23 protein-coding genes are annotated in these 24,666 nt (G+C 62.7%); 6 read left to right on the top strand and 17 right to left on the bottom strand.

From position 1 onward, the window contains the following. Position 1: 1 nt before the first annotated feature. From J7655_RS19730 to J7655_RS19695, 8 genes are all read right to left on the bottom strand, one after another. A complete protein-coding gene (locus tag J7655_RS19730) occupies positions 2-418 on the bottom strand; it encodes a DUF4426 domain-containing protein (protein WP_230925857.1) in 417 nt (138 codons plus the stop codon). Between the two features lie 14 nt (positions 419-432). Continuing rightward, the gene (gene metW / locus J7655_RS19725; protein ID WP_230927764.1) at positions 433-1,053 is read right to left on the bottom strand and encodes a methionine biosynthesis protein MetW; all 621 of its coding nucleotides are present in this window, start codon (positions 1,051-1,053) and stop codon (positions 433-435) included. Between the two features lie 2 nt (positions 1,054-1,055). After that, positions 1,056-2,195: a homoserine O-succinyltransferase MetX gene (gene metX / locus J7655_RS19720; RefSeq protein WP_230925856.1), complete on the bottom strand. Its 1,140-nt coding sequence runs from the start codon at positions 2,193-2,195 to the stop codon at positions 1,056-1,058. 84 nt (positions 2,196-2,279) lie between these two features. Then, positions 2,280-4,256: a dynamin-like GTPase family protein gene (locus J7655_RS19715; RefSeq protein ID WP_230925855.1), complete on the bottom strand. Its 1,977-nt coding sequence runs from the start codon at positions 4,254-4,256 to the stop codon at positions 2,280-2,282. Positions 4,257-4,437: 181 nt separating this feature from the next. Next, complete coding sequence (locus tag J7655_RS19710; protein WP_230925854.1) at positions 4,438-4,743, bottom strand: DUF167 domain-containing protein; 306 nt, start codon at positions 4,741-4,743, stop codon at positions 4,438-4,440. A gap of 79 nt (positions 4,744-4,822) precedes the next feature. Beyond that, positions 4,823-5,416 carry a YggT family protein gene (locus tag J7655_RS19705; RefSeq protein ID WP_230925853.1) on the bottom strand — a complete coding sequence of 198 codons (594 nt, stop codon included), beginning with the start codon at positions 5,414-5,416 and terminating at the stop codon, positions 4,823-4,825. Positions 5,417-5,426: 10 nt separating this feature from the next. Further along, entirely contained in the window at positions 5,427-6,245 is an 819-nt protein-coding gene (gene proC, locus J7655_RS19700; protein ID WP_230925852.1) for a pyrroline-5-carboxylate reductase, read from the bottom strand. 17 nt (positions 6,246-6,262) lie between these two features. Beyond that, on the bottom strand, positions 6,263-6,955 hold the full coding sequence (locus J7655_RS19695; RefSeq protein WP_230925851.1) for a YggS family pyridoxal phosphate-dependent enzyme: 693 nt from the start codon (positions 6,953-6,955) through the stop codon (positions 6,263-6,265). Positions 6,956-7,030: 75 nt separating this feature from the next. On the opposite strand from J7655_RS19695, the gene pilT reads away from it, so the two are divergent. Both pilT and J7655_RS19685 read left to right on the top strand, forming a co-directional pair. Further along, complete coding sequence (gene pilT / locus J7655_RS19690) at positions 7,031-8,065, top strand: type IV pilus twitching motility protein PilT (protein WP_003463935.1); 1,035 nt, start codon at positions 7,031-7,033, stop codon at positions 8,063-8,065. 165 nt (positions 8,066-8,230) lie between these two features. Next, positions 8,231-9,376, top strand: a complete 1,146-nt coding sequence (locus J7655_RS19685; protein WP_230925850.1) for a PilT/PilU family type 4a pilus ATPase — start codon at positions 8,231-8,233, stop codon at positions 9,374-9,376. Here J7655_RS19685 and J7655_RS19680 read toward each other — a convergent pair. Then, a complete protein-coding gene (locus J7655_RS19680; RefSeq protein WP_230925849.1) occupies positions 9,342-10,229 on the bottom strand; it encodes a TIGR03915 family putative DNA repair protein in 888 nt (295 codons plus the stop codon). The two genes, J7655_RS19685 and J7655_RS19680, sit on opposite strands and share 35 nt — an antisense overlap. Beyond that, entirely contained in the window at positions 10,229-11,440 is a 1,212-nt protein-coding gene (locus tag J7655_RS19675; RefSeq protein WP_230925848.1) for a putative DNA modification/repair radical SAM protein, read from the bottom strand. Before J7655_RS19675 ends, J7655_RS19680 begins: the two co-directional genes overlap by 1 nt. Before the next feature lie 148 nt (positions 11,441-11,588). Here J7655_RS19675 and J7655_RS19670 point away from each other — a divergent pair, with 148 nt between their 5' ends. Next, complete coding sequence (locus J7655_RS19670) at positions 11,589-11,987, top strand: NINE protein (protein ID WP_108233432.1); 399 nt, start codon at positions 11,589-11,591, stop codon at positions 11,985-11,987. Between the two features lie 137 nt (positions 11,988-12,124). On the opposite strand, the gene ntrC is transcribed toward J7655_RS19670, so the two are convergent. From ntrC to glnA, 5 genes are all read right to left on the bottom strand, one after another. Further along, entirely contained in the window at positions 12,125-13,558 is a 1,434-nt protein-coding gene (ntrC, locus tag J7655_RS19665) for a nitrogen regulation protein NR(I) (protein ID WP_230925847.1), read from the bottom strand. Beyond that, a complete protein-coding gene (gene glnL / locus J7655_RS19660; RefSeq protein WP_420850899.1) occupies positions 13,555-14,643 on the bottom strand; it encodes a nitrogen regulation protein NR(II) in 1,089 nt (362 codons plus the stop codon). The genes ntrC and glnL overlap by 4 nt, the downstream gene beginning before the upstream one ends. 263 nt (positions 14,644-14,906) lie before the next feature. Beyond that, positions 14,907-15,524: a DUF4124 domain-containing protein gene (locus J7655_RS19655; RefSeq protein WP_230927762.1), complete on the bottom strand. Its 618-nt coding sequence runs from the start codon at positions 15,522-15,524 to the stop codon at positions 14,907-14,909. A 5-nt stretch (positions 15,525-15,529) separates the two neighbouring features. Continuing rightward, positions 15,530-16,093 (bottom strand): DUF4124 domain-containing protein, encoded by a 564-nt coding sequence (locus J7655_RS19650; protein ID WP_230925846.1) that lies wholly within the window; start codon positions 16,091-16,093, stop codon positions 15,530-15,532. A gap of 257 nt (positions 16,094-16,350) precedes the next feature. Then, positions 16,351-17,757: a glutamate--ammonia ligase gene (gene glnA / locus J7655_RS19645; protein WP_230925845.1), complete on the bottom strand. Its 1,407-nt coding sequence runs from the start codon at positions 17,755-17,757 to the stop codon at positions 16,351-16,353. A 328-nt stretch (positions 17,758-18,085) separates the two neighbouring features. Between glnA and thiI the strand changes: the two genes are divergently transcribed. Both thiI and typA read left to right on the top strand, forming a co-directional pair. Next, positions 18,086-19,540 carry a tRNA uracil 4-sulfurtransferase ThiI gene (gene thiI / locus J7655_RS19640; RefSeq protein WP_230925844.1) on the top strand — a complete coding sequence of 485 codons (1,455 nt, stop codon included), beginning with the start codon at positions 18,086-18,088 and terminating at the stop codon, positions 19,538-19,540. Between the two features lie 150 nt (positions 19,541-19,690). Then, on the top strand, positions 19,691-21,514 hold the full coding sequence (typA, locus tag J7655_RS19635; protein WP_230925843.1) for a translational GTPase TypA: 1,824 nt from the start codon (positions 19,691-19,693) through the stop codon (positions 21,512-21,514). Between the two features lie 106 nt (positions 21,515-21,620). Here the strand turns inward: typA and J7655_RS19630 are convergent, their stop codons facing one another. Then, on the bottom strand, positions 21,621-22,346 hold the full coding sequence (locus J7655_RS19630; RefSeq protein ID WP_179574704.1) for a TrmH family RNA methyltransferase: 726 nt from the start codon (positions 22,344-22,346) through the stop codon (positions 21,621-21,623). 202 nt (positions 22,347-22,548) lie between these two features. On the opposite strand from J7655_RS19630, the gene rlmE reads away from it, so the two are divergent. Beyond that, positions 22,549-23,178, top strand: coding sequence for a 23S rRNA (uridine(2552)-2'-O)-methyltransferase RlmE (gene rlmE, locus J7655_RS19625; protein ID WP_003463912.1), 630 nt, complete (start codon positions 22,549-22,551; stop codon positions 23,176-23,178). A gap of 142 nt (positions 23,179-23,320) precedes the next feature. Here the strand turns inward: rlmE and gbcA are convergent, their stop codons facing one another. After that, on the bottom strand, positions 23,321-24,607 hold the full coding sequence (gene gbcA, locus J7655_RS19620; RefSeq protein WP_230925842.1) for a glycine-betaine demethylase subunit GbcA: 1,287 nt from the start codon (positions 24,605-24,607) through the stop codon (positions 23,321-23,323). Positions 24,608-24,666 lie beyond the last annotated feature (59 nt).

Genomic DNA, 24,666 nt, shown 5'->3' with positions numbered 1-24,666 from the left:
ATCAGTCATCCGGGAACATTTCCTGATTGAAGGTGATGCGGTGCGCGTCGTCGCCCTGGCGCACATCGAGGGTGAAACTGAGAATCTCGCGGCTGGAGAAGGGGAACTGCGCCAGGTAGTAGATGGCGCCGCTCTCGGTGACTTGCCTGAAGGTCAGTGCGGTGCTCTGCCCCAGCAGGTTCTTCACCTGGCCGCTGACCTGCGCGGTACTGGCCTTGCCGGCCTTGAGCACGGCGACGTTGATCACGCCCTGGGTCTTGCTACGCACCAGGCCGGCGGCGCTGGCGATGTCCGGCTGGATGAAGCTGGAATTGAACACGCTGTAGTGCACGTCGAGGTCGCCGAAGCTCTGCTTGCGCTCGGCGGCGGCCGGCAAGGCCAGGCACAGGGCGATCAGGAAGGGGATGATGCGACGCATGATGTTCTCCTCGTTCAGGCCGCGACGCGGTGGGCGGAGAGGTCCGCGCCGCTGATGCGGTAAATGCCGATTTCGCCCAGCAGGTTGGGCCAGATGCGGCTGGCGATGCCGTGGCGGTGGTCACGGTCCACCGCCAGGCGCTCTTCCACACGGGCACCCTGGGCGTGGCACAGGCGCTCGAAGTCCTCGAAGGTGCAGAAGTGGATGTTCGGGGTGTTGTACCAGGTGTAGGGCAGGAAGTCCGACACCGGCATGCGACCTTTTGTCGTCAGGTACCAGCGGCAGCGCCAGTGGCCGAAGTTGGGGAAGGTGATGATGCAGGTCTTGCCGACGCGCAGCATCTCGGCCAGCACCTTGTCCGGGTAGTGCAGCGCCTGCAGCGACTGGGTCATGACCACCACGTCGAAGCTGTTGCTGGCGAAGTTGCCCAGGCCCAGGTCGAGGTTCTGCTCGATGACGTTGACGCCGCGCTCGATGCACAAGGCGATCTTGTCCGGGTCGATTTCCAGGCCGTAGCCGGAAACCTGCTTGTTGTCACGCAGCCAGGCGAGCAGTTCGCCGTCGCCGCAGCCCAGGTCGAGCACACGGCTGCCCGGGGCGATCCATTCCTGGATGATGTCCAGATCCGCTCGCATGCTCATACCTCGATTCGCTTCATGTAGCTGCCGAACGCCTGCAGGTAACGCGGGATCGGCATGAGGAAGGCGTCGTGGCCCTGCGGTGCGTCGATCTCCAGATAGCAGACGTTCTTCTTCGCCGCCGTCAGCGCATCGACGATCTCCCGCGAGCGGGCCGGGGAGAAGCGCCAGTCGGTGGTGAAGGACATCAGGCAGAAGTCCGCCTTGGCCACAGCCAGGGTCTTGGCCAGGTCGCCGTCGTTGGCGGCGGCCGGGTCGAAGTAATCCAGGGCCTTGGTCATCAGCAGGTAGGTGTTGGCGTCGAAACGCCCGGAGAATTCCTCGCCCTGGTAACGCAGGTAGCTTTCCACTTGGAACTCGACGCTGTGGAAGTCGTAGTTGAGCTTTTCGCTCTTCAGGCCTCGGCCGAATTTCTCGCCCATGGCGTCATCGGACAGGTAGGTGATATGGCCGACCATGCGCGCCAGCATCAGCCCGCGCTTGGGGATCACACCCTGTTCCAGGAAGTGTCCGCCGTGGAAGTCCGGGTCGGTGAGAATCGCCTGGCGCGCCACCTCGTTGAAGGCGATGTTCTGCGCCGACAGCTTGGGCGCCGAGGCGATGGCCAGGCAGTGACGCACGCGCTCGGGGTAGCTGATGGTCCACTGCATGGCCTGCATGCCGCCGAGGCTGCCGCCGATCACCGCCGCCCATTGCTCGATGCCGAGCACATCGGCCAGGCGCGCCTGGCTGTGTACCCAGTCTTCCACGGTCATCACCGGGAAATCCGCGCCATAGGGCTTGCCGGTAGCGGGGTTGGTGCTGCTGGGGCCGGTTGAGCCGTTGCAGCCGCCGAGGTTGTTGAGGCTGACGACGAAGAATTTGTTGGTGTCTATCGGTTTGCCGGGGCCGATGCAACTGTCCCACCAGCCGGGTTTGCGGTCATCCGGGCTGTGGTAACCGGCGGCGTGATGGTGGCCGGACAGGGCGTGGCAGATCAGCACCGCATTGCTGCGTGCGGCGTTCAGTTCGCCATAGGTTTCGACGACCAGTTCGTACTCGGCCAGGCTGCGCCCGCAGGCGAGCGCCAATGGCTCGCTGAAACGGAACACCTGGGGGCTGACCAGGCCGACGGAATCTTCGGGAAAGGCAGTGGGCATGGAGGCGCTGCTAATGAATCGGAGGAGGGCGCCAGTCTAAAGAGCACCGCCGGTAGCGGCAAGCGAGCATGCCGCCCGCTTGTGCTACTGGCTTTGTTGCCGTGCCGCCACCGGCAGGCTGACCACCTTGCCCTGGCGCTGCACTGGTGCCGGGCGGCGCAGTACGCGCAGCATCTCGCCGGCCTGGGCCAGTTGTTGCTCCAGCTCTTGCTGATAACGCGCCAGCAACTGGCTGCGTTTACGCGTCTGCTGGGTTTCCTGGGCCAGTGCCTTGAGGCGCAACATGTGGCTTTCCAGCATCTGTTTGTGTTCCAGAGTGTGTTGCATCAGCGGCATCAGCGCATCGGCGGCCCATTGCTCGGCATCCAGGCGCAGGCGCTGGTGCAGGCCGATCACTTCCTGGGCCAGGGTGGCGAAGAAGCGCCGGGTCAGGGTGCGTTGTTCGGTAAGCAGCGTCTTCACGTGCAGGCGGAACTGATCGCCCTTGGCTTGCAGCTTGTTCAGCTCGCGCAGGTAGCGCTGGATCTTGAACTGCGGCGCGTCGACCCCACCCAGCGGATTGTCTTCGTTGTGTCGACGATAGATGGCTGCAACCATCTTGTTGGCCATGTCGGCTTCGTGCTGCAGGTTGTGCAGATCCTGTTCGACGGCGCGGAAGAAATGCAGGATGGCCTGGTTGATGCCCAGGGTGGTCCAGCTGCCGGTGAGATTGCGGCGCACCTCGCTCAGGTGTTCCTCCAGGCGTTCGGCGCGTGCGGCGTGTCGCAGCAGCTGACCCTGACGCTGCAGCAGGCGCTGGTTGGTCTTCAGACCAAGCAGGCGTTTGTGGTGCAGGCTGTGGTCTTCCTTGGTTTTGGCGGTCAGCTCGAACAGCAGCTGGCCGTTGTCCTGTTGATGGTTGCCGAGCAGGGCCAACTGCTCACTGACTTTCTCCAGGCGCAGGTTGAGCACATGTTGGCTGTTGTTCACCAGCGCCAGCACCTGACGCACCACATGATCTTCGATCAGGCGTTCCTTCTGCGCGACGATTCGCTCGCACAGCAGGTTTTCCAGACCAGCCATCTGGCTGCGTGCCAGCAGTCCTTCGTCTTTGCGCACCTTGGCCAACAGTGCCTGCTTGGCCGACAGCGGCAGTACGTCCTGCTTGGCGATGCCCAATTGCTTGGCGGTGGCGCTCTGGATCTGGCCAATGGCGTTCTGCACGAAGGTCTCGCCTGCCAGGTCGTCCCACAGCACGTCGATCTTGTTGAGCACGGCGAACAGGCTGGTCTGGGCGTCTTCGTCGAGCTGCCGGATGTGCTGCTGCCAGATGCTCATGTCGCTGGCGGTGACGCCGGTATCGGCGGCCAACAGGAAGATGATCGCCTGGGCATTGGGCAGCATCGATAGGGTCAGCTCCGGCTCGCTACCGAGGGCGTTGAGCCCGGGGGTATCGAGAATGCGCAGGCCCTGGCGCAGTAACGGGTGGTCGAAATTGACCATGGCATGGCGCCAGGCCGGCACCAGTACCTGGCCACGTTTGCCGGTGCCTTCGAGCATGTCCGGGTGGAAACCGAGCTGGATCGCCTGTTCCACCGGCATGGATTTGGTTTTGGCCACCTGGCTGAAAGCCAGGGCCATATTGGCCGGGTCGCTGGTATCCAGCGGGATGTTCACCCAGTGCCGCGGGATGCGTTTGAACTGTGCGACGCTGGCCGAGGCCGTGCGCGTCTCGATGGGCAACAGACGAATGTAGGGGCGTTCCGAGCGCGGGTCGAAGAACAGCTCGGTGGGGCACATGGTGGTACGCCCGGCATGCGAAGGCAGCATGCGCTGGCCGTATTCGGAGAAGAACAGGCTGTTGATCAGTTCGGTCTTGCCGCGCGAGAACTCGCCGACGAAGGCCAGGGTGATGTGGTCGGTGCGCAGGATCTTCAGCGCACGGTCAAGCTTGGCCTGCACCGCCTCGGAGTTGAGCCGGTTGTGCTCCAGCCAGCTGCGATAGCGCGTGATCTCACGCATCAGTTCGCGTTTCCAGGCGACGTAGGCATCGACCTGCTGGCTGAGACGTTCCATGCTCATCCTGGCTCTCCTCTCGGCAAGATCATCCTCTTGCGGGGGCTGCGTGACGGTTCGGTTGGGGCTGCCGCCAGGACGCACGGCTCTCACGACGATAGCCTGCATTATGCGAGCTGCAAGGCAGGCGTCAATTGGCCAGCGCTACGCTCCCGCCTTATGGTCGGCTTGGGGCGCCGAGTGGTCGTCAGGGGCGCTGCAGGCCCGGAATCGGCGGCAGGCTTTTGGGCGCGCGGATACGCAGGCGCTTATGCCGGTTGAGCTCGCCGCTTTCCAGGATTACCTGGCTCTTGGCGACACCGAAGGCCTTGGCCAGAAAGGCCAGTAGATGGGCGTTGGCCTTGCCATCGACCGGTGGGGCGATGAGACGAATCTTCAGCCGCTCGGCCTGCAGCCCGGCGAACTCGTCCTTGCTCGCCTTGGGTTGCAGGTGGCAGTCGAGGATCAGATCCTCGCCGTCCCAGCGGTAGAAGCTTGCGGTATTGATGGTCATACCTCGCATGCGCGCTGCATGCCACCCTCTCCCCGCGGGGAGACGTGGCATGCAAGGCGTCGCTGCCTGACTTTCAGGTTTACAGGAAGGGGCTGAGCATCGGTGGCAGGCCAGTGGACGCGGCCAGGCCACCGATGACGAAGCGATCGATCAGGTTGATGGCGATGAAGGCGAAGATCGGCGAAATATCCAGGCCGCCCAGATTTGGCAGCAGCTTGCGGAACGGCGCCAGCAGCGGTTCGCAGATCTGACTCACCAGTTGTGCGCCTGGGTTGTAGCTACCCGGGGCGACCCAGGAGAGGATCACGCTGATGATCAGGGCGAAGAAGAACACCTTGAGAAACAGCGAGGTCACGCCAATCAACGACCACACCAGCAGTTGCGGAATGACACCGCCTACGTTGATGCCCATCAATGTCAGGGTGACGATCATCAGCAGCAACTGCACCAGGATGGCCAGCGCCAGCGAGGCCAGATCCAGCCCGGCGAAGCCGGGGATGATGCGGCGCAGCGGCGTCAGCAAGGGTTGCGTGGCCTTGACGATGAACTGGCTGAGCGGGTTGTAGAAGTCGGCGCGTACCAGCTGCAGGATGAAACGCAGCAGCACGATCAGCAGATACAGGCTGCCGAGGGTCTGGATGATGTAGATGAGGGCTTCGATGAGTCCGGACATAAGTGCTTCCTTATTGACCCAGTTGTTCGGCCAGTTCGGCCGAGCGGTTGGCGGCGGCATTCAACGCCTGTTGTACCAGCGCTTCGAAGCCGCCGGTCTGGAAGGTGTTGATCGCTGCCTCGGTGGTGCCGTTCGGCGAGGTCACACGACGACGCAATTCGGCGGCGTCGACATCGCTTTCACTGGCCATGCGTGCCGCACCCAGCGCGGTGTGGATGCTCAGGCGTGCAGCGGTTTCGCGCGGCAGACCGAGTTTTTCGCCCGCAGCGGTCATCGCTTCGATCAGCAGGAAGAAATAGGCCGGGCCGCTGCCGGATACTGCAGTGACGGCATCGAGCTGGCTTTCCTCATTCAGCCACAGCGCCAGGCCAACGGCGCTCAGCACCTGTTCGGCCTGTGCCTTCTGCGCGGCGCTGACGCGGGCGTTGGCGAACAACCCGGACACGCCCTGACGCAGCAGCGCCGGCGTGTTGGGCATGCAGCGCACGACTGCACGCTCGCCCAGCCAGTTCTCCAGGCTGGCGCAGCTGATGCCGGCCGCGATGGAGATGATCACCTGGTTGGGAGCCAGGTGCGGCGCCAGATCCAGGCATACCGCCTTCATGATCTGCGGCTTGACCGCCAGCACAATCAGATCGGCGCCTTTTATGGCTTCAGCGTTGTCGGCGAAGGTGGCGATACCGTGCTCTTGCTGCAGGCGGGCGCGCTGTTCGCTGCCGGGCTCGCTGGCGCGGATGGCGCTGGCTGCCACGCCCTGGGCGCGCAGGCCGCCAATCAGGCTGGCGGCCATGTTGCCGGCGCCGACGAAGGCGATGCTCGGGTTGCTCATTGCAGAAATTCCTTCATTCAGTGAGTGGGCTGGCCGTAATCGCGGGCGCCGAACAGGGCCGTGCCGATGCGCACCCAGGTGGCGCCTTCGGCGATAGCGGCTTCCAGGTCATGGCTCATGCCCATGGACAGGGTATCGAGGTTCAGCGCCAGCTCATCACGCAATTGGCGCAAGCGGGCGAAGGCGGCGTGTTGTGCGGCGACATCGTCGGTCGGTTCGGGAATCGCCATCAGCCCGCGCAGCCTGAGGTTGGGCAGGGCAACGACGGCCCGGGCCAGCGCCGTTAGCTCTTCGGGGCTGCAGCCGGACTTGCTGTCCTCACCGCTGACGTTGACCTGCAGGCAGATGTTCAGCGCTGGCAGGTGCGCAGGACGCTGTTCTGACAGGCGTTGGGCAATTTTCAGGCGATCCACCGAATGCACCCAGTCGAAATGCTCGGCGATGGGCCGGGTCTTGTTTGATTGAATGGGGCCGATGAAGTGCCAGGTCAAGGACAGGTCAGCCAGCTGGGTCTGTTTTTCCAGGGCCTCCTGCAGGTAGTTCTCGCCGAAATCGCACACGCCGGCGGCATGGGCTTCACGAATGGCGTCTGCCGGTTTGGTCTTGCTCACCGCGAGCAGGCCGATGTCCGCGAAATTACGCTGCGAGGCTTGCGCCGCCTCACGGATACGCGCACCGACCTTTGCAATATTCTCTGCTATCGTGGACATTACCTGCGCTCTATAAAAGCCCGCTCGTTCAGCGTTCGCGGCATTCTACCTGCTTGCTTGTAATTGGGGAGTCCCATGGATATCACTGAGCTGCTCGCCTTCAGCGCCAAGCAAGGCGCGTCGGATTTGCACCTCTCGGCGGGGCTGCCGCCGATGATCCGCGTCGACGGCGATGTACGCCGCATCAACCTGCCGCCGCTGGATCACAAGCAGGTACACGCGCTGATCTACGACATCATGAACGACAAGCAGCGCAAGGATTTCGAAGAGTTCCTCGAGACCGACTTCTCCTTCGAGGTGCCGGGCGTGGCGCGTTTCCGGGTCAACGCCTTCAACCAGAACCGTGGCGCGGGTGCGGTGTTCCGGACCATTCCATCCAAGGTACTGACCATGGAAGACCTCGGCATGGGCGAGGTGTTCCGCAAGATCACCGACGTGCCGCGCGGCCTGGTGCTGGTCACCGGCCCCACCGGTTCGGGCAAGTCGACCACCCTGGCTGCGATGCTCGACTACCTCAACAGCAACAAGTACCACCACATCCTCACCATCGAGGACCCCATCGAATTCGTTCACGAGTCGAAGAAGTGCCTGGTCAACCAGCGTGAGGTGCACCGTGATACCCACGGCTTCTCCGAGGCGCTGCGTTCGGCCCTGCGTGAAGACCCGGACATCATTCTGGTGGGCGAGATGCGCGACCTGGAAACCATCCGCCTGGCGCTGACTGCCGCGGAAACCGGCCACTTGGTATTCGGCACCCTGCACACCACCTCTGCTGCCAAGACCATCGACCGCGTGGTCGACGTGTTCCCCGCCGAAGAGAAATCGATGGTGCGTTCGATGCTGTCGGAATCGCTGCAGGCGGTGATCTCGCAGACCCTGCTGAAGAAGATCGGCGGCGGTCGTGTGGCGGCGCACGAAATCATGATCGGTACGCCGGCCATCCGTAACCTGATCCGCGAGGACAAGGTGGCGCAGATGTATTCGGCGATCCAGACCGGTGGTGCGCTGGGCATGCAGACCCTCGATGCCTGCCTGAAGACCCTGGTATCCAAGGGCCTGGTCAGCCGCGACAGTGCCCGCGAGAAGGCCAAGAGCCCGGAAAACTTCTAGGAAAACCCAGTGGGTAGGGTGGGCTTCAGCCCACCAAGGCCGGCCACTGTTGGTGGGCTGAAGCCCACCCTACGGACTACTTCACGGCTGCGATGACACGCTCGCAGCCGCTGGTCCTGCGCTGCGGGGCCTTGCATTCATGCGTGCGGATGAGCGAACACGACGATGGAATTCGAAAAACTACTGCGTCTGATGGTCGAAAAAGGCGGCTCCGATCTGTTCATCACCGCTGGCGTGCCGCCGTCGATGAAGGTCAATGGCAAGATCATGCCGGTGACCAAGACCGCCATGTCGCCGGAAATGACCCGAGAAACCGTGCTGGGGGTGATGAACGAGGCACAGCGTCGCGAGTTTGCCGAAAAGCACGAATGCAACTTCGCCATCAGCGCCCGTGGTATCGGCCGTTTCCGTGTCAGTGCCTTCTACCAGCGCAACCTGGTGGGCATGGTGCTGCGCCGCATCGAGACCAATATCCCGACCCTCGATGAACTCAAGCTGCCGGACATCCTCAAGAAGCTGGCGCTGACCAAGCGCGGCCTGGTGCTGTTCGTCGGCGCCACCGGCACCGGTAAGTCCACCTCGCTGGCGGCGATGATTGGCTACCGCAACAAGAACAGCAGCGGCCACATCATCTCCATCGAAGACCCGATCGAATACATCCACCAGCACCAGAACTGCATCGTCACCCAGCGCGAAGTGGGCATCGACACCGAGTCCTTCGAGGTGGCGCTGAAAAATACCCTGCGCCAGGCGCCGGACGTGATTCTCATCGGCGAGGTGCGCACCCGCGAGACCATGGATCATGCCGTGGCCTTCGCCGAAACCGGTCACCTGTGCCTGGCCACCCTGCACGCCAACAACGCCAACCAGGCGCTGGATCGCATCATCAACTTCTTCCCGGCCGACCGGCAGAACCAGGTGTGGATGGACCTGTCGCTCAACCTCAAGGCCATCGTCGCCCAGCAACTGATTCCAACCCCGGATGGCAAGGGCCGTCGTGCGGTGATCGAGGTGCTGATCAACACCCCGCTGGCCGCCGACCTGATCCGCAAGGGTGAAGTGCACGAGCTCAAGGGCCTGATGAAACGTTCCACCGAGCAGGGCATGCAGACCTTCGACCAGGCGCTGTACAACCTCTACACCCAGGGCGAGATCACCTACGAAGATGCGCTGCTCTACGCCGACTCGGCCAACGACCTGCGCCTGATGATCAAGCTCGGTTCGGAAACCGATGGCGATCACCTGACCAGCATGGCCCAGGGCCTGGCGCTGGAGGTCAGCGAGGAAGATCCGGGGCGTCGCTTCCGCTGACGCTGCCTGACGGGGGACGCGCTGCGTCCCCTTCGTTTATCCGGGCGATACGTTTGCCCTTTCTGCCGGCCAGCACCAGGGCCTGGCCATCGCGCTGCGCACCGGCACGCGCTTCGCTCATCAGTTGCGGAATCAGCGGGCCTTCCGGCAGGTGCTTCCAGAAGCGCAAGGGCAAATGCTGCTGCATCACCATGCGGTTGAGTCGTGCCGGGTTGAAGGTGCTGCCGTAATAGGCGCGCCACAGGGCCTGGCCGTCATCCTCGGGCTGCTGCGCCCAGGCCTGCCACTGCGCCGGGCAACGGCGTTCGTGCTGCAGGCGCTGACCATCCCAGTAGACGCCGTCGCGCGGTGTGGCGATCAGCCAACTGTGCTTGCCCAGGCGTTCGGCGAAGTGACCACTGGCCGAGGCGAGGATATCGTGCGCCGGTTCGAACCAGGCGACGAAGTCCGGCGCACCCGCAGCCTTGCTCGGCTGAAAGCGCACGAAGGCATGCAGATGATGCGCTTCGCGGCGCACCGCCTTGAGCCGGCGATGCAGCTCGCTGCCGTCGGAGTCACCAGCCAATACGGCGCTGCGCTCGCCCTGGACGAAACGCCAGAGCACTCGGTAGAGCAGGCTCCAGCGCTCCTCACCACGGTACTGGGCAGCGCTCTCCAGCAGCTCCAGCAGTTCGGGCGATACGCGCAGGCGACCACTGGGCTGCGGCGTACACTCGGCGGGCTGGTCGAACAGGCTGGGGTGTTCCTCGTCGTCCAGCCATTGCAACTGATGGGGAGCCAGGCCCTGCAGCAGAGCGCGGCGCGCGGCCTGGCGCCAGGTGGCGAAGGTGCCGTCGAAACGCAGGCTATGCATCACCACAACGCCATCTGTGCCGGGGTGTCGCGCAGTTGCTGGCGCAGCACCACGGACTCGTGCTCGGCCAGCGGCGGCCGATAGTCCTGGGTGATGATGAAGGGCTTGGCCTTCTCCAGTACGCAGCGCAAGCGGGTCAGATCCTCGAAGCGGATGCGCCGTTCACGCCGCAGCGCGCCCAGGCGCCGGGCGCTGAGCACGCCGATGCCGGGCACGCGGGCGATCAATGATTCGTCGGCACGGTTCAGATCCACCGGAAACTGCTCACGGTTGGCCAGCGCCCAGGCCAGCTTGGGGTCGATGTCCAGATCCAGATTGCCGGGGCCGCTGAGTAACTCGGTGGCGCTGAAGCCGTAGCCGCGCATGAGAAAGTCCGCCTGGTACAGACGGTGTTCGCGCAGCAGCGGCGGCGCTTCGAAGGGCACGCTTTTCGGGCTCTGCGGGATGGGGCTGAAGGCCGAGTAGTAAACGCGGCGCAGGCGATAGTCCTGATACAGGCTCTGCGCATTGTGCAGGATGGTGCTGTCGTCAGTGGCGTCGGCGCCGACGATCATCTGCGTACTCTGCCCGGCCGGGGCGAAGCGCGGGGCGCAGCGCTCTTCCTTGGCCTCGCGTTCACCCAGATGAATGTCATGCATGGCCTGGTGGATGCTGGCGACGTTTTTCTCCGGCGCCAGGCGTACCAGGCTGGTCTCTGTGGGCAGCTCGATATTGACGCTCAGGCGGTCGGCGTACAGACCGGCTTCGGCGATCAGTTCCGGCGCGGCCTCGGGGATGGTCTTGAGATGGATATAGCCACGGAACTGGTGCTCCTGGCGCAGCAGCTTGGCGACGCGGATCAGTTGCTCCATGGTGTAGTCGGCCGAGCGGATGATGCCGGAGCTGAGGAACAGGCCGCTGACGCAGTTGCGCTTGTAGAAGTCGAGGGTCAGCGTGACTACTTCCTCGGGGCTGAAGCGTGCCCGCGGCACATCGCTGGAGCGGCGGTTGATGCAGTACTGGCAGTCGTACAGGCAGAAGTTGGTCAGCAGGATTTTCAGCAGCGCCACGCAGCGGCCATCCGGCGTATAGCTGTGGCAGATGCCCATGCCGTTGGTCGAGCCGATGCCGTCCTTGCCCCTGGAGCTGCGCTTGGGTGCGCCGCTGCTGGCGCAGGAGGCATCGTACTTGGCGGCGTCGGCGAGGATGGTGAGCTTTTCGATCAGTTGCATGGCGCGCGATATCTATACTGTTTTTTTATACAGTATATGGGCGCTGTAGAGCTATCAAGTGGTTCGTGATGTTGCGTCGCCCCGGTGCGCGTGAAACCTTATCCCGGCCTGCAGCGTCTTATGCTGTATCTCGCACAAGGAGTTCGCCATGCAACGACAGGATACGCACAGCAAGCTGATTGGCTACCTGCTGTGGATTTTCGGCTTTCTCGGTTCGCACCGTTTCTATTACGGCAAACCGGTCACCGGCACCATCTGGTTCTTCACCCTGGGATTGTTCTTCATCGGCTGGATCATCGACCTGTTTCTGATCCCGGCGATGGATCGTGAGGCCGATCTGCGCTTCACCGCCGGCGACACCGACTACAACGTGGCGTGGATTCTGCTGACCTTCCTTGGCATTTTCGGTGTACACCGCATGTACCAGGGCAAGTGGATCACCGGGATCATCTACCTGTTCACCGGCGGCCTGTTCCTGATTGGCGTGCTCTACGATTTCTGGACACTCAATACGCAGATCTCGATCAAGAACGCGCAGCGCGGTTGAGCCTGTCTCAATAGGCGGTGCGCGCGGCGCACCCTACGGTTTGCTCGTGGTTCCGTAGCCCGGATGCAATCCGGGGACATTCTCCGAGAAACGAAAAGGGCATCCGACGGGATGCCCTTTTCGTAGCGCTGGCGGGATCAGTCGTCGCCGTCGTCATCGTCCCCGCCGTCGACCTTCATGCCCAGTTCCTTGATCTTGCGCGTCAGGGTGTTACGCCCCCAGCCCAGCAGCAGGGCCGCATCGCGGCGGCGGCCGGCGGTGTGTTTGAGCGCGGTCTCGATCATGATCCGTTCGAAGGCCGGCACGGCGACATCGAGCAGGTTGGACTGGCCACGCGCCAGGGCCTGATCGGCCCACAGGCGCAGCGCCTGTTCCCAGTTGGTCACCGGCGCGGCGTCCTGCGGCTGGGTTAGCAGCTCCGGTGGCAGGTCGTCGACATGCACCTCGCGCCCCGAGGCCATGACGGTGATCCAGCGGCAGGTGTTCTCCAACTGGCGCACGTTGCCCGGCCAGGGCAGGTGCTTGAGGTAATCCTCGGTTTCGCTCTTGAGCAATTTCGGCTCCACCGCCAGCTCCTGCGCGGCGCGGGCGAGGAAGTGATGGGCCAGGGTCGGGATGTCCTCGCGGCGATCGGCCAGGCGCGGGATATGAATACGGATGACGTTGAGGCGGTGGAACAGGTCTTCACGGAACTTGCCGGCAGTCACCAGTGTTTCCAGGTTCTGGTGGGTGGCGGCGATGATGCGCACGTCTACCTTCACCGGGGTATGGCCGCCGACGCGGTAGAACTCGCCATCGGCCAGCACGCGCAGCAGGCGCGTCTGGGTATCGGCCGGCATGTCGCCGATTTCGTCGAGGAACAGGGTGCCGCCGTCGGCCTGCTCGAAGCGACCACGGCGCTGGTTGGCCGCGCCGGTGAAGGCGCCTTTCTCGTGGCCGAACAGCTCGGACTCCATCAAGTCCTTGGGGATCGCCGCCATGTTCAGGGCGATGAACGGCGCCGCCGCGCGCGGGCTGTGGCGGTGCAGGGCATGCGCCACCAGCTCTTTACCCGTGCCGGATTCGCCATTGATCAGCACGGTGATATTGGAATGGCTGAGGCGACCGATGGCGCGAAAGACCTCCTGCATCGCCGGGGCTTCACCGATGATTTCCGGGGTGCGCGCCTGTGCGGCGGGCGCGGCCAGGCTCTGCTGTTCCTGGGCGTGCTGGAAGGCGCGCTTGACCAGCGACACCGCTTCATCGACGTCGAATGGCTTGGGCAGGTATTCGAAGGCGCCACCCTGGTAGCTGGCCACCGCGCTGTCCAGGTCGGAATGCGCGGTCATGATGATCACCGGCAGGCGCGGGTACAGCTCGCGGATGCGTGCCAGCAGGTCGAGGCCGCTGGAGCCGGGCATGCGGATGTCGGAGATGATCACGTCCGGCTGCTGGCGGGTCAGGCGGGCGAGTACACCGTCGGCACTGTCGAAACTCTGGGTGGTCATGCCTTCCTGTTGCAGGGCCTTTTCCAGAACCCAGCGGATGGAACGATCGTCGTCGACAATCCAGACGGTTTCACTGCTGCTCATGGTGTGGGCGCTCCTTGTTCCAGCGGCAGGAAGATCGAGAACACGGTATGGCCGGCGTGGCTCTCGCACTCGATCAGACCTTGGTGCTGACTGATGATGTTCTGGGTGATGGCCAGGCCCAGGCCGGTGCCGTCGGCACGCCCGCTGACCATGGGATAGAAGATGGTTTCCTGCAGCTCGGGCGGTATGCCCGGGCCGTTGTCGATGATCTCGACCTTGACCACCAGGCGGTGGCGCGTGTGGCCGATGGTGAACTGGCGCAGGGTGCGGGTGCGCAGGCTGATGCGCCCCAGGCCCATGTCGTGTTTCTGCCCGGCGATGGCCTGCATGGCGTTGCGCACGATATTGAGCACGGCCTGAATCATCTGTTCGCGGTCGATCAGCAGATCCGGGATGCTCGGGTCGTAGTCGCGCACCAGGGTGATGCCGCCCTGGCATTCCGCTTCGATCAGGTTGGCGACGCGCTCGAGCACTTCATGCACGTTGGTCATGGCCAGCGACGGCAGCTTGTTCGAGCCGAGCATACGGTCGACCAGATTTCGCAGGCGGTCGGCCTCTTCGATGATGACGTTGGTGTAGTCCTTGAGGTCTTCGTTGGGCAGTTCGCGGGCCAGCAGTTGTGCGGCGCCTCGGATGCCACCGAGCGGGTTCTTGATCTCGTGAGCCAGGCCGCGCACCAGCAGTTTGGTGGTTTCCTGCTTGGACAGCTGCGCCTCTTCCTTGGTGATGCGCAGCAGGCGGTCGCGTGGGTGCACCTCCAGCAGCAGCAGGGTTTCGCCCTTGCTGAACAGTGGCGTCACCGCGTAGTCCACGGTCAGCGTCTGGCCGGTGACCGAGGTCAGTACGGCCTCACGCTTGTTGAACGGGTGCGCCTGCTCCACCGCCTGGCGCAGGGATGACAGCGCCTCTGGCGATTCGGTGAACAGGTCGCTGATGAACTGACCATGGCTGCGCTGGCCGCTAACGGCCAGGAGCATTTCCGCCGCCGGGTTCATGTACTCAAGGCACAGCTGGCTGTTGAGCAGCAGGGTGGCGGTGGTCAGGTTGTCGAGTAGCAGGCGGTGCAGCGCGTCGTTGATGATCATAGGCAGTGCGTTCCGGCGATGGGGCAGAAAATGCAAGAAGCAAACCAAAGCCCCGAAAAGACGCATTTTTTCTGGCCTGCCATCCCCGGCAGCCGCCTCTGGGCCGTTGCAAGCGAGGTGAAAAATGGTGCGAGGCCGTTTTCTCTGCGATCTACCCGGGCTTTGTGGGTGCCAACGGGTGGCGACGTGAGGAAAAGCGACCCAAAACAGGGAGAGCTTAGGAGGTGGTGCGCCAGATTGCACCATTAAGGTGCAATCAGCGTTCAGAGAAAGGGCAGGATGTTGGTTTTTTCCTTGGGCTTGTCTTTCAGTGGGCACTCGGGCCGCACGCCGTATTCCTCTTTCTTGCAGGGATTGATCTTGCGCTTTTGCGTCAGGCTCATGCGGTGCATATGAAAGGGTTGCGCCGGTGTGCGCTCGACGATGAGACCGGCAGAGTCGATGATCTCTGCTGCCAGTTGGTGCGTGCCCCGGTCGATGTGCTGCAGGGAGAAAACCGGGCTGCGGCTGCTTTCACCCTGTTGCTGGCCATTGAGCAGCAGGCGGTAGTTGTGCCCCGGCAGCAGGCCGGGCTCGCTGCTCAGGGTAACGATCATCTCGCCTGAACCGTTATGGATGGAGGCATCCGGCTCCGGTACGAGAATGCGCAGCACCTGGTAATGCACGGTGGGCTTGCTCACTGCGGGTGCCGGCGCCATGCGCACCGTGGGCGCGGGTTGGCTCAGTTCGACGTTGTTGGAGGGCGCTAGCATCACCCGCTCGGCATTGCTGCTACGCGGTTTGTCGGTAAACACGCGGTTACCTTCGGCATCGATATAGGTATAGACCTGGGCCGAAGCCACTGGGGTGATGAACAGCAGGCAGAGCAGCAGTACGCGCATCATGATCAGTTCGCAGGTTTCGGGGCTGGGCGCGTTGGCGATACCGGTGGGCGGGCTGGGCTGTTGACGCTGATGCGCTGCACGGTAAAGGTTTCGCTGGCGCTTTGCTGGACGATACGGTCACCGGCCATGACGGCGACGGCTAGGCTGTGTTCGCCTCGGTCGAGTTCAGTCAGTTGCAGGCTGGGGACGTTGCTGGGCTGGCCGTAGGGTTGGCCATCTAGTATCAGCCTGAGCACATGTCCTGGTTGCAGGCGCGGCTCGATGTTTACCCCGACGACGAAGCTGCCATTGTTGGCGCGCATGGCTTCATCGTCCGGTATCCCGCTCAGGCTCAGTACGGCGTAGGGCGCCTCATTCTGTGCGGAGGCATTGTCGCCTTCGGCTGCCATCGCGGGCGCTTGGCTTTCCACCGTATTGGTAGGTGGCAGGTTGATGCTTTCAGCTGCCACGCCTTCAGGCGGCTGGTTGGTGAAGACCGTATTGCCGTTGGCGTCAATGTACTTGTAGATCTGCGCATGGGTCGGCAGGGCCAGGGCAAGCAGCAGGCAGGCGAGTAGCGGGCGCATGGGCCGTTCCTTCCGCGGATGATGCGCTAAGCCTTGCACTGCAATCGGTTCCTGGCAAGCACAGGGGATTGTGGCTGTGATGTTTGGCTACAAATCGGCCGCTTGGCGTGCGGTCGTGTATGGGTGAAATCCGCTTGCGAGCATTCGAGGCGAGCGGGTTCGCGAGTAGCGACAGTCGGTGCGCAGGCGCATAAAAAAGCCCCGCACGGCAGGCCGGGCGGGGCTTCGGGCGCGCCGCAGAGCGGCGCGAATCTGGCTTAGACGCTGTAGTACAGGTCGTATTCCAGCGGGTGTACGAAGGTGCGTACCTTGATTTCCTCTTCGGACTTCAGCTCGATGTAGGCATCGATGAAGTCGTCGGAGAACACGCCGCCCTTGGTCAGGAACGCGCGGCCCTTGTCCAGCTCTTCCAGGGCTTCCTTCAGGCTGCCGCAAACCTGCGGGATCAGCTTGCCTTCTTCCGGCGGCAGATCGTACAGGTTCTTGTCGGCGGCATCGCCCGGGTGGATCTTGTTCTGGATGCCGTCCAGGCCGGCCATCAGCAGTGCAGCGAAGCACAGGTACGGGTTGGCAGCCGGGTCCGGGAAGCGCGCTTCGATGCGGCGGGCTTTCGGGCTCGACACATACGGAATACGGATCGAAGCGGAACGGTTGCGAGCCGAGTAGGCCAGCATGACCGGCGCTTCGAAGCCCGGAACCAGACGCTTGTAGGAGTTGGTCGACGGGTTGGTGAAGCCGTTCAGGGCCTTACCGTGCTTGATGATGCCGCCGATGAAGTACAGGGCGGTCTCGGACAGACCGGCATAGCCTTCACCCGCGAAGGTGTTCTTGCCGTCTTTGGAGATCGACATGTGCACGTGCATGCCCGAGCCGTTGTCGCCGTACAGCGGCTTCGGCATGAAGGTCGCGGTCTTGCCGTAGGCATCGGCGACGTTGTGCACGCAGTACTTCAGGGTCTGAACTTCGTCAGCCTTGGCCACCAGGGTGTTGAACTTCACGCCGATTTCGTTCTGACCGGCAGTGGCCACTTCGTGGTGGTGCACTTCGACGACCAGACCCATTTCTTCCATGGCATTGCACATGGCAGTACGGATTTCGTGGTCGTGGTCGCACGGCGGAACCGGGAAGTAACCGCCTTTGACAGCCGGGCGGTGGCCCTTGTTGCCGCCTTCGACGTCCTGGTCCGTCATCCAGGAACCTTGCTCGGAGTAGATCTTGAACATCGAGCCGGAGATGTCGGACTTGAACTTCACCTGATCGAAGATGAAGAACTCCGGCTCCGGGCCGACGAATACGGTGTCACCAATGCCGGTGGTTTTCAGGAACTCTTCAGCGCGCTTGGCGATCGAGCGCGGGTCACGATCGTAGCCTTGCATGGTGCTCGGCTCGATGATGTCGCAGACGATGATCAGGGTCGGCTCTTCGGTGAACGGATCCAGCACGGAGGTTTCATCGACCGGCATCAGGATCATGTCGGAGGCTTCGATGCCTTTCCAGCCGTGGATGGACGAGCCGTCGAACATCTTGCCGTGTTCGAAGAAGTCTTCGTCCAAGGCGTCACGGGCCGGCATGGTCACGTGATGCTGTTTGCCCTTGGTGTCGGTGAAGCGCAGGTCTACCCACTTCACGTCGTGTTCTTTGATCAGTTGAACAGCCTTAGACATGTTGTCCTCCAGGTGGAAAAGGCTCTTGTCGATAAGCCTTGAAGATGCGGTGAAGCCCGGCGGGATAGTCCTTCAGGGCGACCTGCCTCACAAGGGAGCAAATTGCATGCCAGTGCCCTGTATTGGGCAGAAGCCGCGAAACTCAGGGATTGCGCCGCCTGCGTCGTCATTTGCCAGGAATATTTGCACTGTTTAGGGGCTGGAAATTTCAATAAAGAACCATTTTGGTGCATGAAGTGATCGATGCAGTATTTTTGGTCAAAGCTTGAACAATTTCCGCTATAATCCGCGCCCCTGTTTTTTCGTCCCCCAAGTGGGCGGCTTATTCATGAAGCTCATCGTCAAAGTTTTCCCGGAAATCACCATCAAGAGCCGCCCGGTGCGCAAGCAGTTCATCCGCCAGTTGGGGAAGAACATTCGCTCCGTGCTGCGTGATCTTGACCCCGACGTTCGGGTGACCGGTGTCTGGGACAATCTGGAGGTCGAGACCGACCTGGACGATGCCAGGCTGCTGGCCGAGATGACCGAACGCCTGCGTAACACGCCGGGCATTGGTCTGTTCCTCGAGGTGAATGAGTACCCGCTGGGCGATCTCGACGACATCACCGAACACTGCAAGCGCCATTACGCCGACCAGCTGCCGGGCAAGGTCTTTGCCGTACGCTGCAAGCGTGGCGGCAAGCATGCGTTCAGCTCCATCGATGTCGAGCGTCATGTCGGTTCGCGCCTGCGCCGCGAGTGCAATGCAGCCGGCATCGATCTGAAGAAGCCGGATGTCGAAGTGCGCATGGAGATTCGCGATCAGCGCCTCTTTGTGGTGCATAACCGTCACGAAGGGCTCGGCGGCTATCCGCTCGGTTCGCTGGAACAGACCCTGGTGCTGATGAGTGGCGGCTTCGACTCCACCGTGGCGGCCTATCAGATGATGCGTCGCGGCCTGGTCAGTCACTTCTGCTTCTTCAACCTCGGCGGTCGTGCCCATGAGCTGGGCGTGATGGAAGTGGCGCACTATCTATGGCAGAAGTTCGGCCGCTCGCAGCGTGTGCTGTTCATCAGCGTGCCGTTCGAGGAAGTGGTCGGCGAGATTCTCGGCAAGGTCGACAACAGCCAGATGGGCGTTATCCTCAAACGCATGATGCTTCGCGCGGCCACCCGTATTGCCGAAAACCTGCAGATCGAAGCGCTGGTCACCGGTGAGGCGATCAGCCAGGTCTCGAGCCAGACCCTGACCAACCTGGCGGTGATCGACTCGGCCACCGACATGCTGGTGATGCGCCCACTGATCGCCAGCCACAAGCAGGACATCATCGACACCGCCACGCGCATCGGCACCGCCGAATTCGCCAAGAACATGCCGGAGTATTGCGGCGTGATCTCGGTCAACCCGACCACCAAGGCGCGCAGTTATCGCATCGAGTACGAGGAGGCGCAGTTCGACATGGCCATCCTCGAACGTGCCCTGGAACGCGCCACCCAACTGCCCATCGACCGTGTGATCGACGAACTGGGCAAGGACGTGCAGGTCGAGGAAGTCGGCGAAGCGCTGGCCGGACAGATCGTCATCGATATCCGTCACCCCGATGCCGCCGAAGACCAGCCGCTGGACGTGCCGGGCATCGAAGTGCAGGCGCTGCCGTTCTACGCGCTGAACAACAAATTCAAGGAACTGGATGAGAACCGCCAGTACCTGCTGTATTGCGACAAGGGCGTCATGAGTCGCCTGCATGCCCATCATCTGTTGAGTGAGGGGCATGCCAATGTGCGCGTTTATCGTCCGTCATAGAACGCCGGGGCTCAATGGCGGGAGTATCCGCCATCGCCCTCCCGACCGCTCGCTTTCACAGGTGCCGTATTCGGCCCGCTGACTCCAATTTCTTCATATTCGTCGTCCAGGCTGGGCGACACACCGAATCCTCTGATCGAGATACATACAGTGATCGAAAAACTGCGCAACATCGCCATCATCGCCCACGTCGACCATGGCAAAACCACCCTCGTCGACGCCCTGCTGCGTCAATCCGGCACCCTGGAGCGTAACGAGCTCAACGACGAGCGCGTGATGGACAGCAACGACCAGGAAAAAGAGCGCGGCATTACCATTCTGGCCAAGAACACCGCCATCAAGTGGAACGACTACCGCATCAACATCGTCGACACCCCCGGCCACGCCGACTTCGGCGGTGAAGTCGAGCGCGTGATGTCGATGGTCGACTCCGTACTGCTGGTGGTCGACGCCCAGGACGGCCCGATGCCGCAAACCCGCTTCGTGACCAAGAAGGCCTTCGAAGCTGGCCTCAAGCCGATCGTCGTGATCAACAAGATCGACCGTCCGGGCGCGCGTCCTGACTGGGTCATGGACCAGATCTTCGACCTGTTCGACAACCTCGGCGCCACTGACGAGCAACTCGACTTCCAGGTCGTTTACGCCAGCGCCCTGAACGGCATCGCCGGTCTCGACCACAGCGACATGGCCGAAGACCTGACCCCGCTGTACCAGGCCATCGTCGACCACGTGCCGGCGCCGAACGTCGACCTCGACGGCCCGTTCCAGATGCAGATCTCCGCGCTGGACTACAACAGCTTCCTCGGCATCATCGGCGTTGGCCGTATCGCCCGTGGTCGCGTCAAGCCGAACACGCCGGTAGTGGCCATCGACGTCGACGGCAAGAAGCGTAACGGCCGTATCCTCAAACTGATGGGCCACCACGGCCTGCACCGCGTAGACGTCGAAGAAGCCACCGCCGGTGACATCGTCTGCGTCAGCGGCATGGACCAGCTGTTCATCTCCGACACCCTGTGCGACATCAACCATGTCGAGGCGATGAAGCCGCTGACCGTCGACGAGCCGACCGTGTCGATGACCTTCCAGGTCAACGATTCGCCGTTCTGCGGCAAGGAAGGCAAGTTCGTCACCAGCCGCAACATCAAGGAGCGTCTGGACAAGGAGCTGCTGTACAACGTGGCCCTGCGCGTTGAAGAGGGCGACAGCGCCGACAAGTTCAAGGTCTCTGGTCGTGGCGAGCTGCACCTCTCGGTACTGATCGAAACCATGCGCCGCGAAGGCTTCGAAATGGGCGTCGGCCGTCCGGAAGTGATCATCCGTGAAGTCAACGGCGTCAAGCAGGAGCCGTACGAGAACGTCACCATCGACATCCCGGAAGAAGCCCAGGGCAAGGTCATGGAGGAGATGGGCCTGCGTAAGGGCGACCTGACCAACATGGCGCCGGACGGCAAAGGCCGTGTGCGCCTGGAATACAACATCCCGGCTCGCGGTCTGATCGGTTTCCGTAACCAGTTCCTCACCCTGACCAACGGCGCCGGCATCCTGACCTCGATCTTCGACCGTTACGACACCGTTAAGCCGGGCACCATGTCTGGCCGTCAGAACGGCGTACTGGTGTCGATCGATACCGGAAAGGCGCTGACCTACTCCCTGGAAACCCTGCAGGCGCGCGGCAAGCTGTTCATCGAGCACGGCCAGGAAATCTACAACGGTCAGATCATCGGCCTGAACAGCCGCGACAACGACCTGGGCGTCAACCCCACCAAGGGCAAGAAGCTCGACAACATGCGTGCTTCGGGCAAGGATGAAACCATCGCTCTGGTACCGCCGGTTCGCTTCACCCTGGAGCAGGCCCTGGAGTTCATCCAGGATGACGAGCTGTGCGAAGTGACGCCGAAGTCGATCCGTCTGCGCAAGAAGATCCTCGACGAAGGCGAGCGCACCCGCGCTGCCAAGAAAGCCAACAAGGCTTGATGCGGCTAGCTTAGCGCTGTAACTGAAAAGCCCCGCCAGAGCGATCTGGCGGGGCTTTTTTGTGGGTTTTCGCCGAGCGCCGGGACGCGCGGGCATGAGTCGCGGGCTAGCGGCTCAGCTCATACACACAGATGTTTACCGTGCTGGCCAGGTTCAGTGACTCGATCGCGCCGCTGCCGGCGATGCTGAACGGCGTGGCGTTGAGCTCGCTCAGCGCCTGGCTGGGGACGCCGCGCGCTTCGTTGCCGAACAGGTAGCACTCGGCCTGCGCGAAGGCCGGTGCGCGCAGGCTTTGGCCCTGCATGTCGAGGCAGGCGATGCGTGCAAAGCGCGTGCTCAGGTTGTCGAGGCTGACATCCTGCTCGATGGGGGTGTGAAAGATTGCCCCCATGCTGGCGCGCACCACCTTGGGATTGAAGGGGTCGACGCTGCCGGGGCTGAGCAGGCAGCGGAAGCCGCCGAACCAGGCGAGGCTGCGCAGGATGGTGCCGAGGTTGCCGGGGTCCTGGATCTCGTGCAGGTAGATGGCCTTGCCGGCGGGCGCCGACGGGTCGGAGCCAATCGCCGCCATCGGCACTACCGCGATGATCCCCTGGGGGGTCTTGGTGTCGGCGATCTGCGCCATCTGCCGGTCACTGATCAGGTGCGTCCTGAACGGGCTCTGCCAGTGCTCGTAGGCGGCCGTGACGTAGAGTTCGCTGCTTGCCAGTAGGGGCGCGTGCTGCGCCGCTTTCTGCAGTTCCAGCACCAGGTGTTCGCCCTCGACGAGGAAGTGGCCGAATTGCTCCCGGTACTTTTTCTGCTGCAGTTTCTTGACGTCGTCGAGTTTCATGGAAGGCCTGGAAAGGGGCGTGAAAGCGGGGCTCCTCGCGGTAGCGAGGCCGCTGCGATTGTACCTGCCACCCGGCGGGCTGTCAGGCTGCAGGGCCGGCCGGCGTGAGCCGGAGGGCTGCGATGGCTTATACTCGCGACAATTGTGCAGCCCGGGTCACCATGCCGGCGGGCTGCCTTCCTGGAATTGATCTGGTTGAACGATGAAACGCTCAAAAAGCAGCAGCCGCTGGCTGAACGAACATGTGAACGATCCCTACGTGAAGCAGGCGCAGAAGGACGGCTACCGCTCGCGTGCCGCCTACAAGCTGATCGAGATCAACGAAAAGGACAAGCTGATTCGTCCCGGTATGCTGATGATGGATCTGGGCTCGGCCCCCGGTGGCTGGTCGCAGATCGCCGGACGTATGGTGGGGGCCACCGGCCGGGTAATCGCCAGCGACATCCTGCCGATGGATTCGCTCGATAACGTCGACTTCATTCAGGGTGACTTCACCGACGACAAGGTGTTCCAGCAGATTCTCGATCTGCTCGATGGTCGTCGCCCGGATTTGATCGTCTCTGACATCGCCCCCAATATCAGCGGCGTCGGCGTGGCCGATCAGGCAGCGTCGATGTATCTGGTGGAACTGGTGCTGGACATGGCCCGACAGGTGCTCAAACCTGGCGGCAACTTCGTCGCCAAGGTGTTTCAGGGCGAGGGTTCGGATGAGTACCTGCGCGACGTACGGCGTTCCTTCGAGAAGGTCATGGTGCGCAAGCCGGCAGCCTCGCGTCCGCGTTCGCGTGAGGTGTACTTCGTCGCCAAGGGCTTCAAGGGCGACGCTCAGTAAGGATCAGTTTGCGCGCACGCGCGGCGTTTGTGCTGAGCTAGCCTGCGCTCGGCGTTCAGTGATGCGCTTGCTGCGGGGAGGCTTACGGGGGAAGTGGCCGGCCTAATGAGGCCGGCCACTGGCATGGCCCGTCGGGGCGTTGTCAGCCCTCAACCTGGCGCAGTTGCGCCGGGGTGTCGCCGAGGTTGTTGAGCATGCGCTCGCTGTACCAGTCGAGGAAGTTGATCACGCCGAACTCGTAGGTCTTGGAGTACGGGCCCGGCTGGTAGGCGGTGGAGTTGATGCCGCGCTGGTTTTCCTCGCCGAGGCGTCGATCCTGGTCGTTGGTGGCGTCCCACACCTGGCGCAGGCGCGCCACGTCATAGTCGACGCCTTCTACTGCATCCTTGTGCACCAGCCACTTGGTGATGACGATCGTCTCCTGGGCGCTGACCGGCCATACGGTGAAGTTGATCAGGTGATCGCCCATGCAGTGGTTCCACGAATGCGGCAGGTGCAGGATGCGCATGGAGCCAAGGTCCGGGTCGGTGATGCGGCCCATCAGCTTGTTACAGCCGGGCTCGCCGTCCATGGTCATGGAGACGGTGCCCTTGAGCAGCGGCATGCGCACGATGCGGTTGCGCAGGCCGAAGCTGGCGTGGGCGTAGGGAATGTTGTCCTTGTCCCAGCGGCCGGTGCATTCGGCCACCTGATCCTTGAACGCCTGGCTGGCGCGTGGGTCGGTGACGTCATCCCATTCCAGCAGGGTGTTGAGCAGTTCCGGGTGCGAACCGTTGCAGTGGTAGCACTCGCGGTTGTTCTCGATCACCAGCTTCCAGTTGGCCTTCTCGTGCATGACGCTCTGCACCGCGACCTTGGTGTTCTCCATGTCGTACGGCTCCATGTAATGAGCCAGGGTGCTCAGGAACTCGTCGATGGCCGGCGGGTTGTCCGCCAGGCTGATGAAGATGAAGCCGCCAGCGGTCTTGCAGTTGACCGGTTTGAGGTTGTAGTCGGAGAGCTTGAAGTCTTCGCCCATCTCGGTGCCGGCGAACAACAGGCGACCATCGAGCTCATAAGTCCATTGGTGGTAGGGGCAGACCAGCTTGGCGACCTTGCCTTTGTCGGAGACGCACAGGCGCGAACCGCGATGGCGGCAGACGTTGTGGAAGGCATGGATCTGACCTTCGGCGCCGCGGATGACGATGATCGGGTTGTCGCCGATCTGCAGGGTGAGGAAGTTGCCCTTGGTCGGGATTTCGCTGGTCATGCCGGCGATCAACCATTCCTTGTGGAAGATCTCCTGCATGTCGACCTGGAACAGGCGCTCGTCGTTGTAGAACGGCTGCGGCAGCGAGAAGCTGTGGTCGCGTTCGTGCAGCATCTGCGCGGTGGCCTTGCGGACGGGCTCCAGCGGGTCGCCCAGGCTCAGGTTTTGGGTGCAGTCCATGTTGGCTCCTCAGTGGCTGGCGCGTTATGCCTGCCGGAAAAAGTGGCTGATACGGTATG

It is taken from the genome of Pseudomonas wenzhouensis (assembly GCF_021029445.1).
In the GTDB taxonomy this organism is placed as follows: Bacteria; Pseudomonadota; Gammaproteobacteria; order Pseudomonadales; family Pseudomonadaceae; genus Aquipseudomonas; species Aquipseudomonas wenzhouensis.
This window is presented reverse-complemented; position numbering and strand designations above follow the sequence as displayed.

Coding starts and splice junctions, on each gene's coding strand:
- J7655_RS19670 (WP_108233432.1), top strand. CDS start 11,589: ATGCAACGACAGGATACGCACAGCAAGCTGATTGGCTACCTGCTGTGG.
- J7655_RS19655 (WP_230927762.1), bottom strand. CDS start 15,524: ATGCGCGTACTGCTGCTCTGCCTGCTGTTCATCACCCCAGTGGCTTCG.
- pilT (WP_003463935.1), top strand. CDS start 7,031: ATGGATATCACTGAGCTGCTCGCCTTCAGCGCCAAGCAAGGCGCGTCG.
- J7655_RS19710 (WP_230925854.1), bottom strand. CDS start 4,743: ATGACCATCAATACCGCAAGCTTCTACCGCTGGGACGGCGAGGATCTG.
- J7655_RS19650 (WP_230925846.1), bottom strand. CDS start 16,093: ATGCGCCCGCTACTCGCCTGCCTGCTGCTTGCCCTGGCCCTGCCGACC.
- J7655_RS19630 (WP_179574704.1), bottom strand. CDS start 22,346: ATGAAACTCGACGACGTCAAGAAACTGCAGCAGAAAAAGTACCGGGAG.
- rlmE (WP_003463912.1), top strand. CDS start 22,549: ATGAAACGCTCAAAAAGCAGCAGCCGCTGGCTGAACGAACATGTGAAC.
- J7655_RS19705 (WP_230925853.1), bottom strand. CDS start 5,416: ATGTCCGGACTCATCGAAGCCCTCATCTACATCATCCAGACCCTCGGC.
- J7655_RS19715 (WP_230925855.1), bottom strand. CDS start 4,256: ATGAGCATGGAACGTCTCAGCCAGCAGGTCGATGCCTACGTCGCCTGG.
- J7655_RS19730 (WP_230925857.1), bottom strand. CDS start 418: ATGCGTCGCATCATCCCCTTCCTGATCGCCCTGTGCCTGGCCTTGCCG.
- gbcA (WP_230925842.1), bottom strand. CDS start 24,607: ATGGACTGCACCCAAAACCTGAGCCTGGGCGACCCGCTGGAGCCCGTC.
- J7655_RS19685 (WP_230925850.1), top strand. CDS start 8,231: ATGGAATTCGAAAAACTACTGCGTCTGATGGTCGAAAAAGGCGGCTCC.
- metW (WP_230927764.1), bottom strand. CDS start 1,053: ATGCGAGCGGATCTGGACATCATCCAGGAATGGATCGCCCCGGGCAGC.
- J7655_RS19680 (WP_230925849.1), bottom strand. CDS start 10,229: ATGCATAGCCTGCGTTTCGACGGCACCTTCGCCACCTGGCGCCAGGCC.
- metX (WP_230925856.1), bottom strand. CDS start 2,195: ATGCCCACTGCCTTTCCCGAAGATTCCGTCGGCCTGGTCAGCCCCCAG.
- glnA (WP_230925845.1), bottom strand. CDS start 17,757: ATGTCTAAGGCTGTTCAACTGATCAAAGAACACGACGTGAAGTGGGTA.
- ntrC (WP_230925847.1), bottom strand. CDS start 13,558: ATGAGCAGCAGTGAAACCGTCTGGATTGTCGACGACGATCGTTCCATC.
- proC (WP_230925852.1), bottom strand. CDS start 6,245: ATGAGCAACCCGAGCATCGCCTTCGTCGGCGCCGGCAACATGGCCGCC.
- thiI (WP_230925844.1), top strand. CDS start 18,086: ATGAAGCTCATCGTCAAAGTTTTCCCGGAAATCACCATCAAGAGCCGC.
- J7655_RS19675 (WP_230925848.1), bottom strand. CDS start 11,440: ATGCAACTGATCGAAAAGCTCACCATCCTCGCCGACGCCGCCAAGTAC.
- J7655_RS19695 (WP_230925851.1), bottom strand. CDS start 6,955: ATGTCCACGATAGCAGAGAATATTGCAAAGGTCGGTGCGCGTATCCGT.
- glnL (WP_420850899.1), bottom strand. CDS start 14,643: ATGATCATCAACGACGCGCTGCACCGCCTGCTACTCGACAACCTGACC.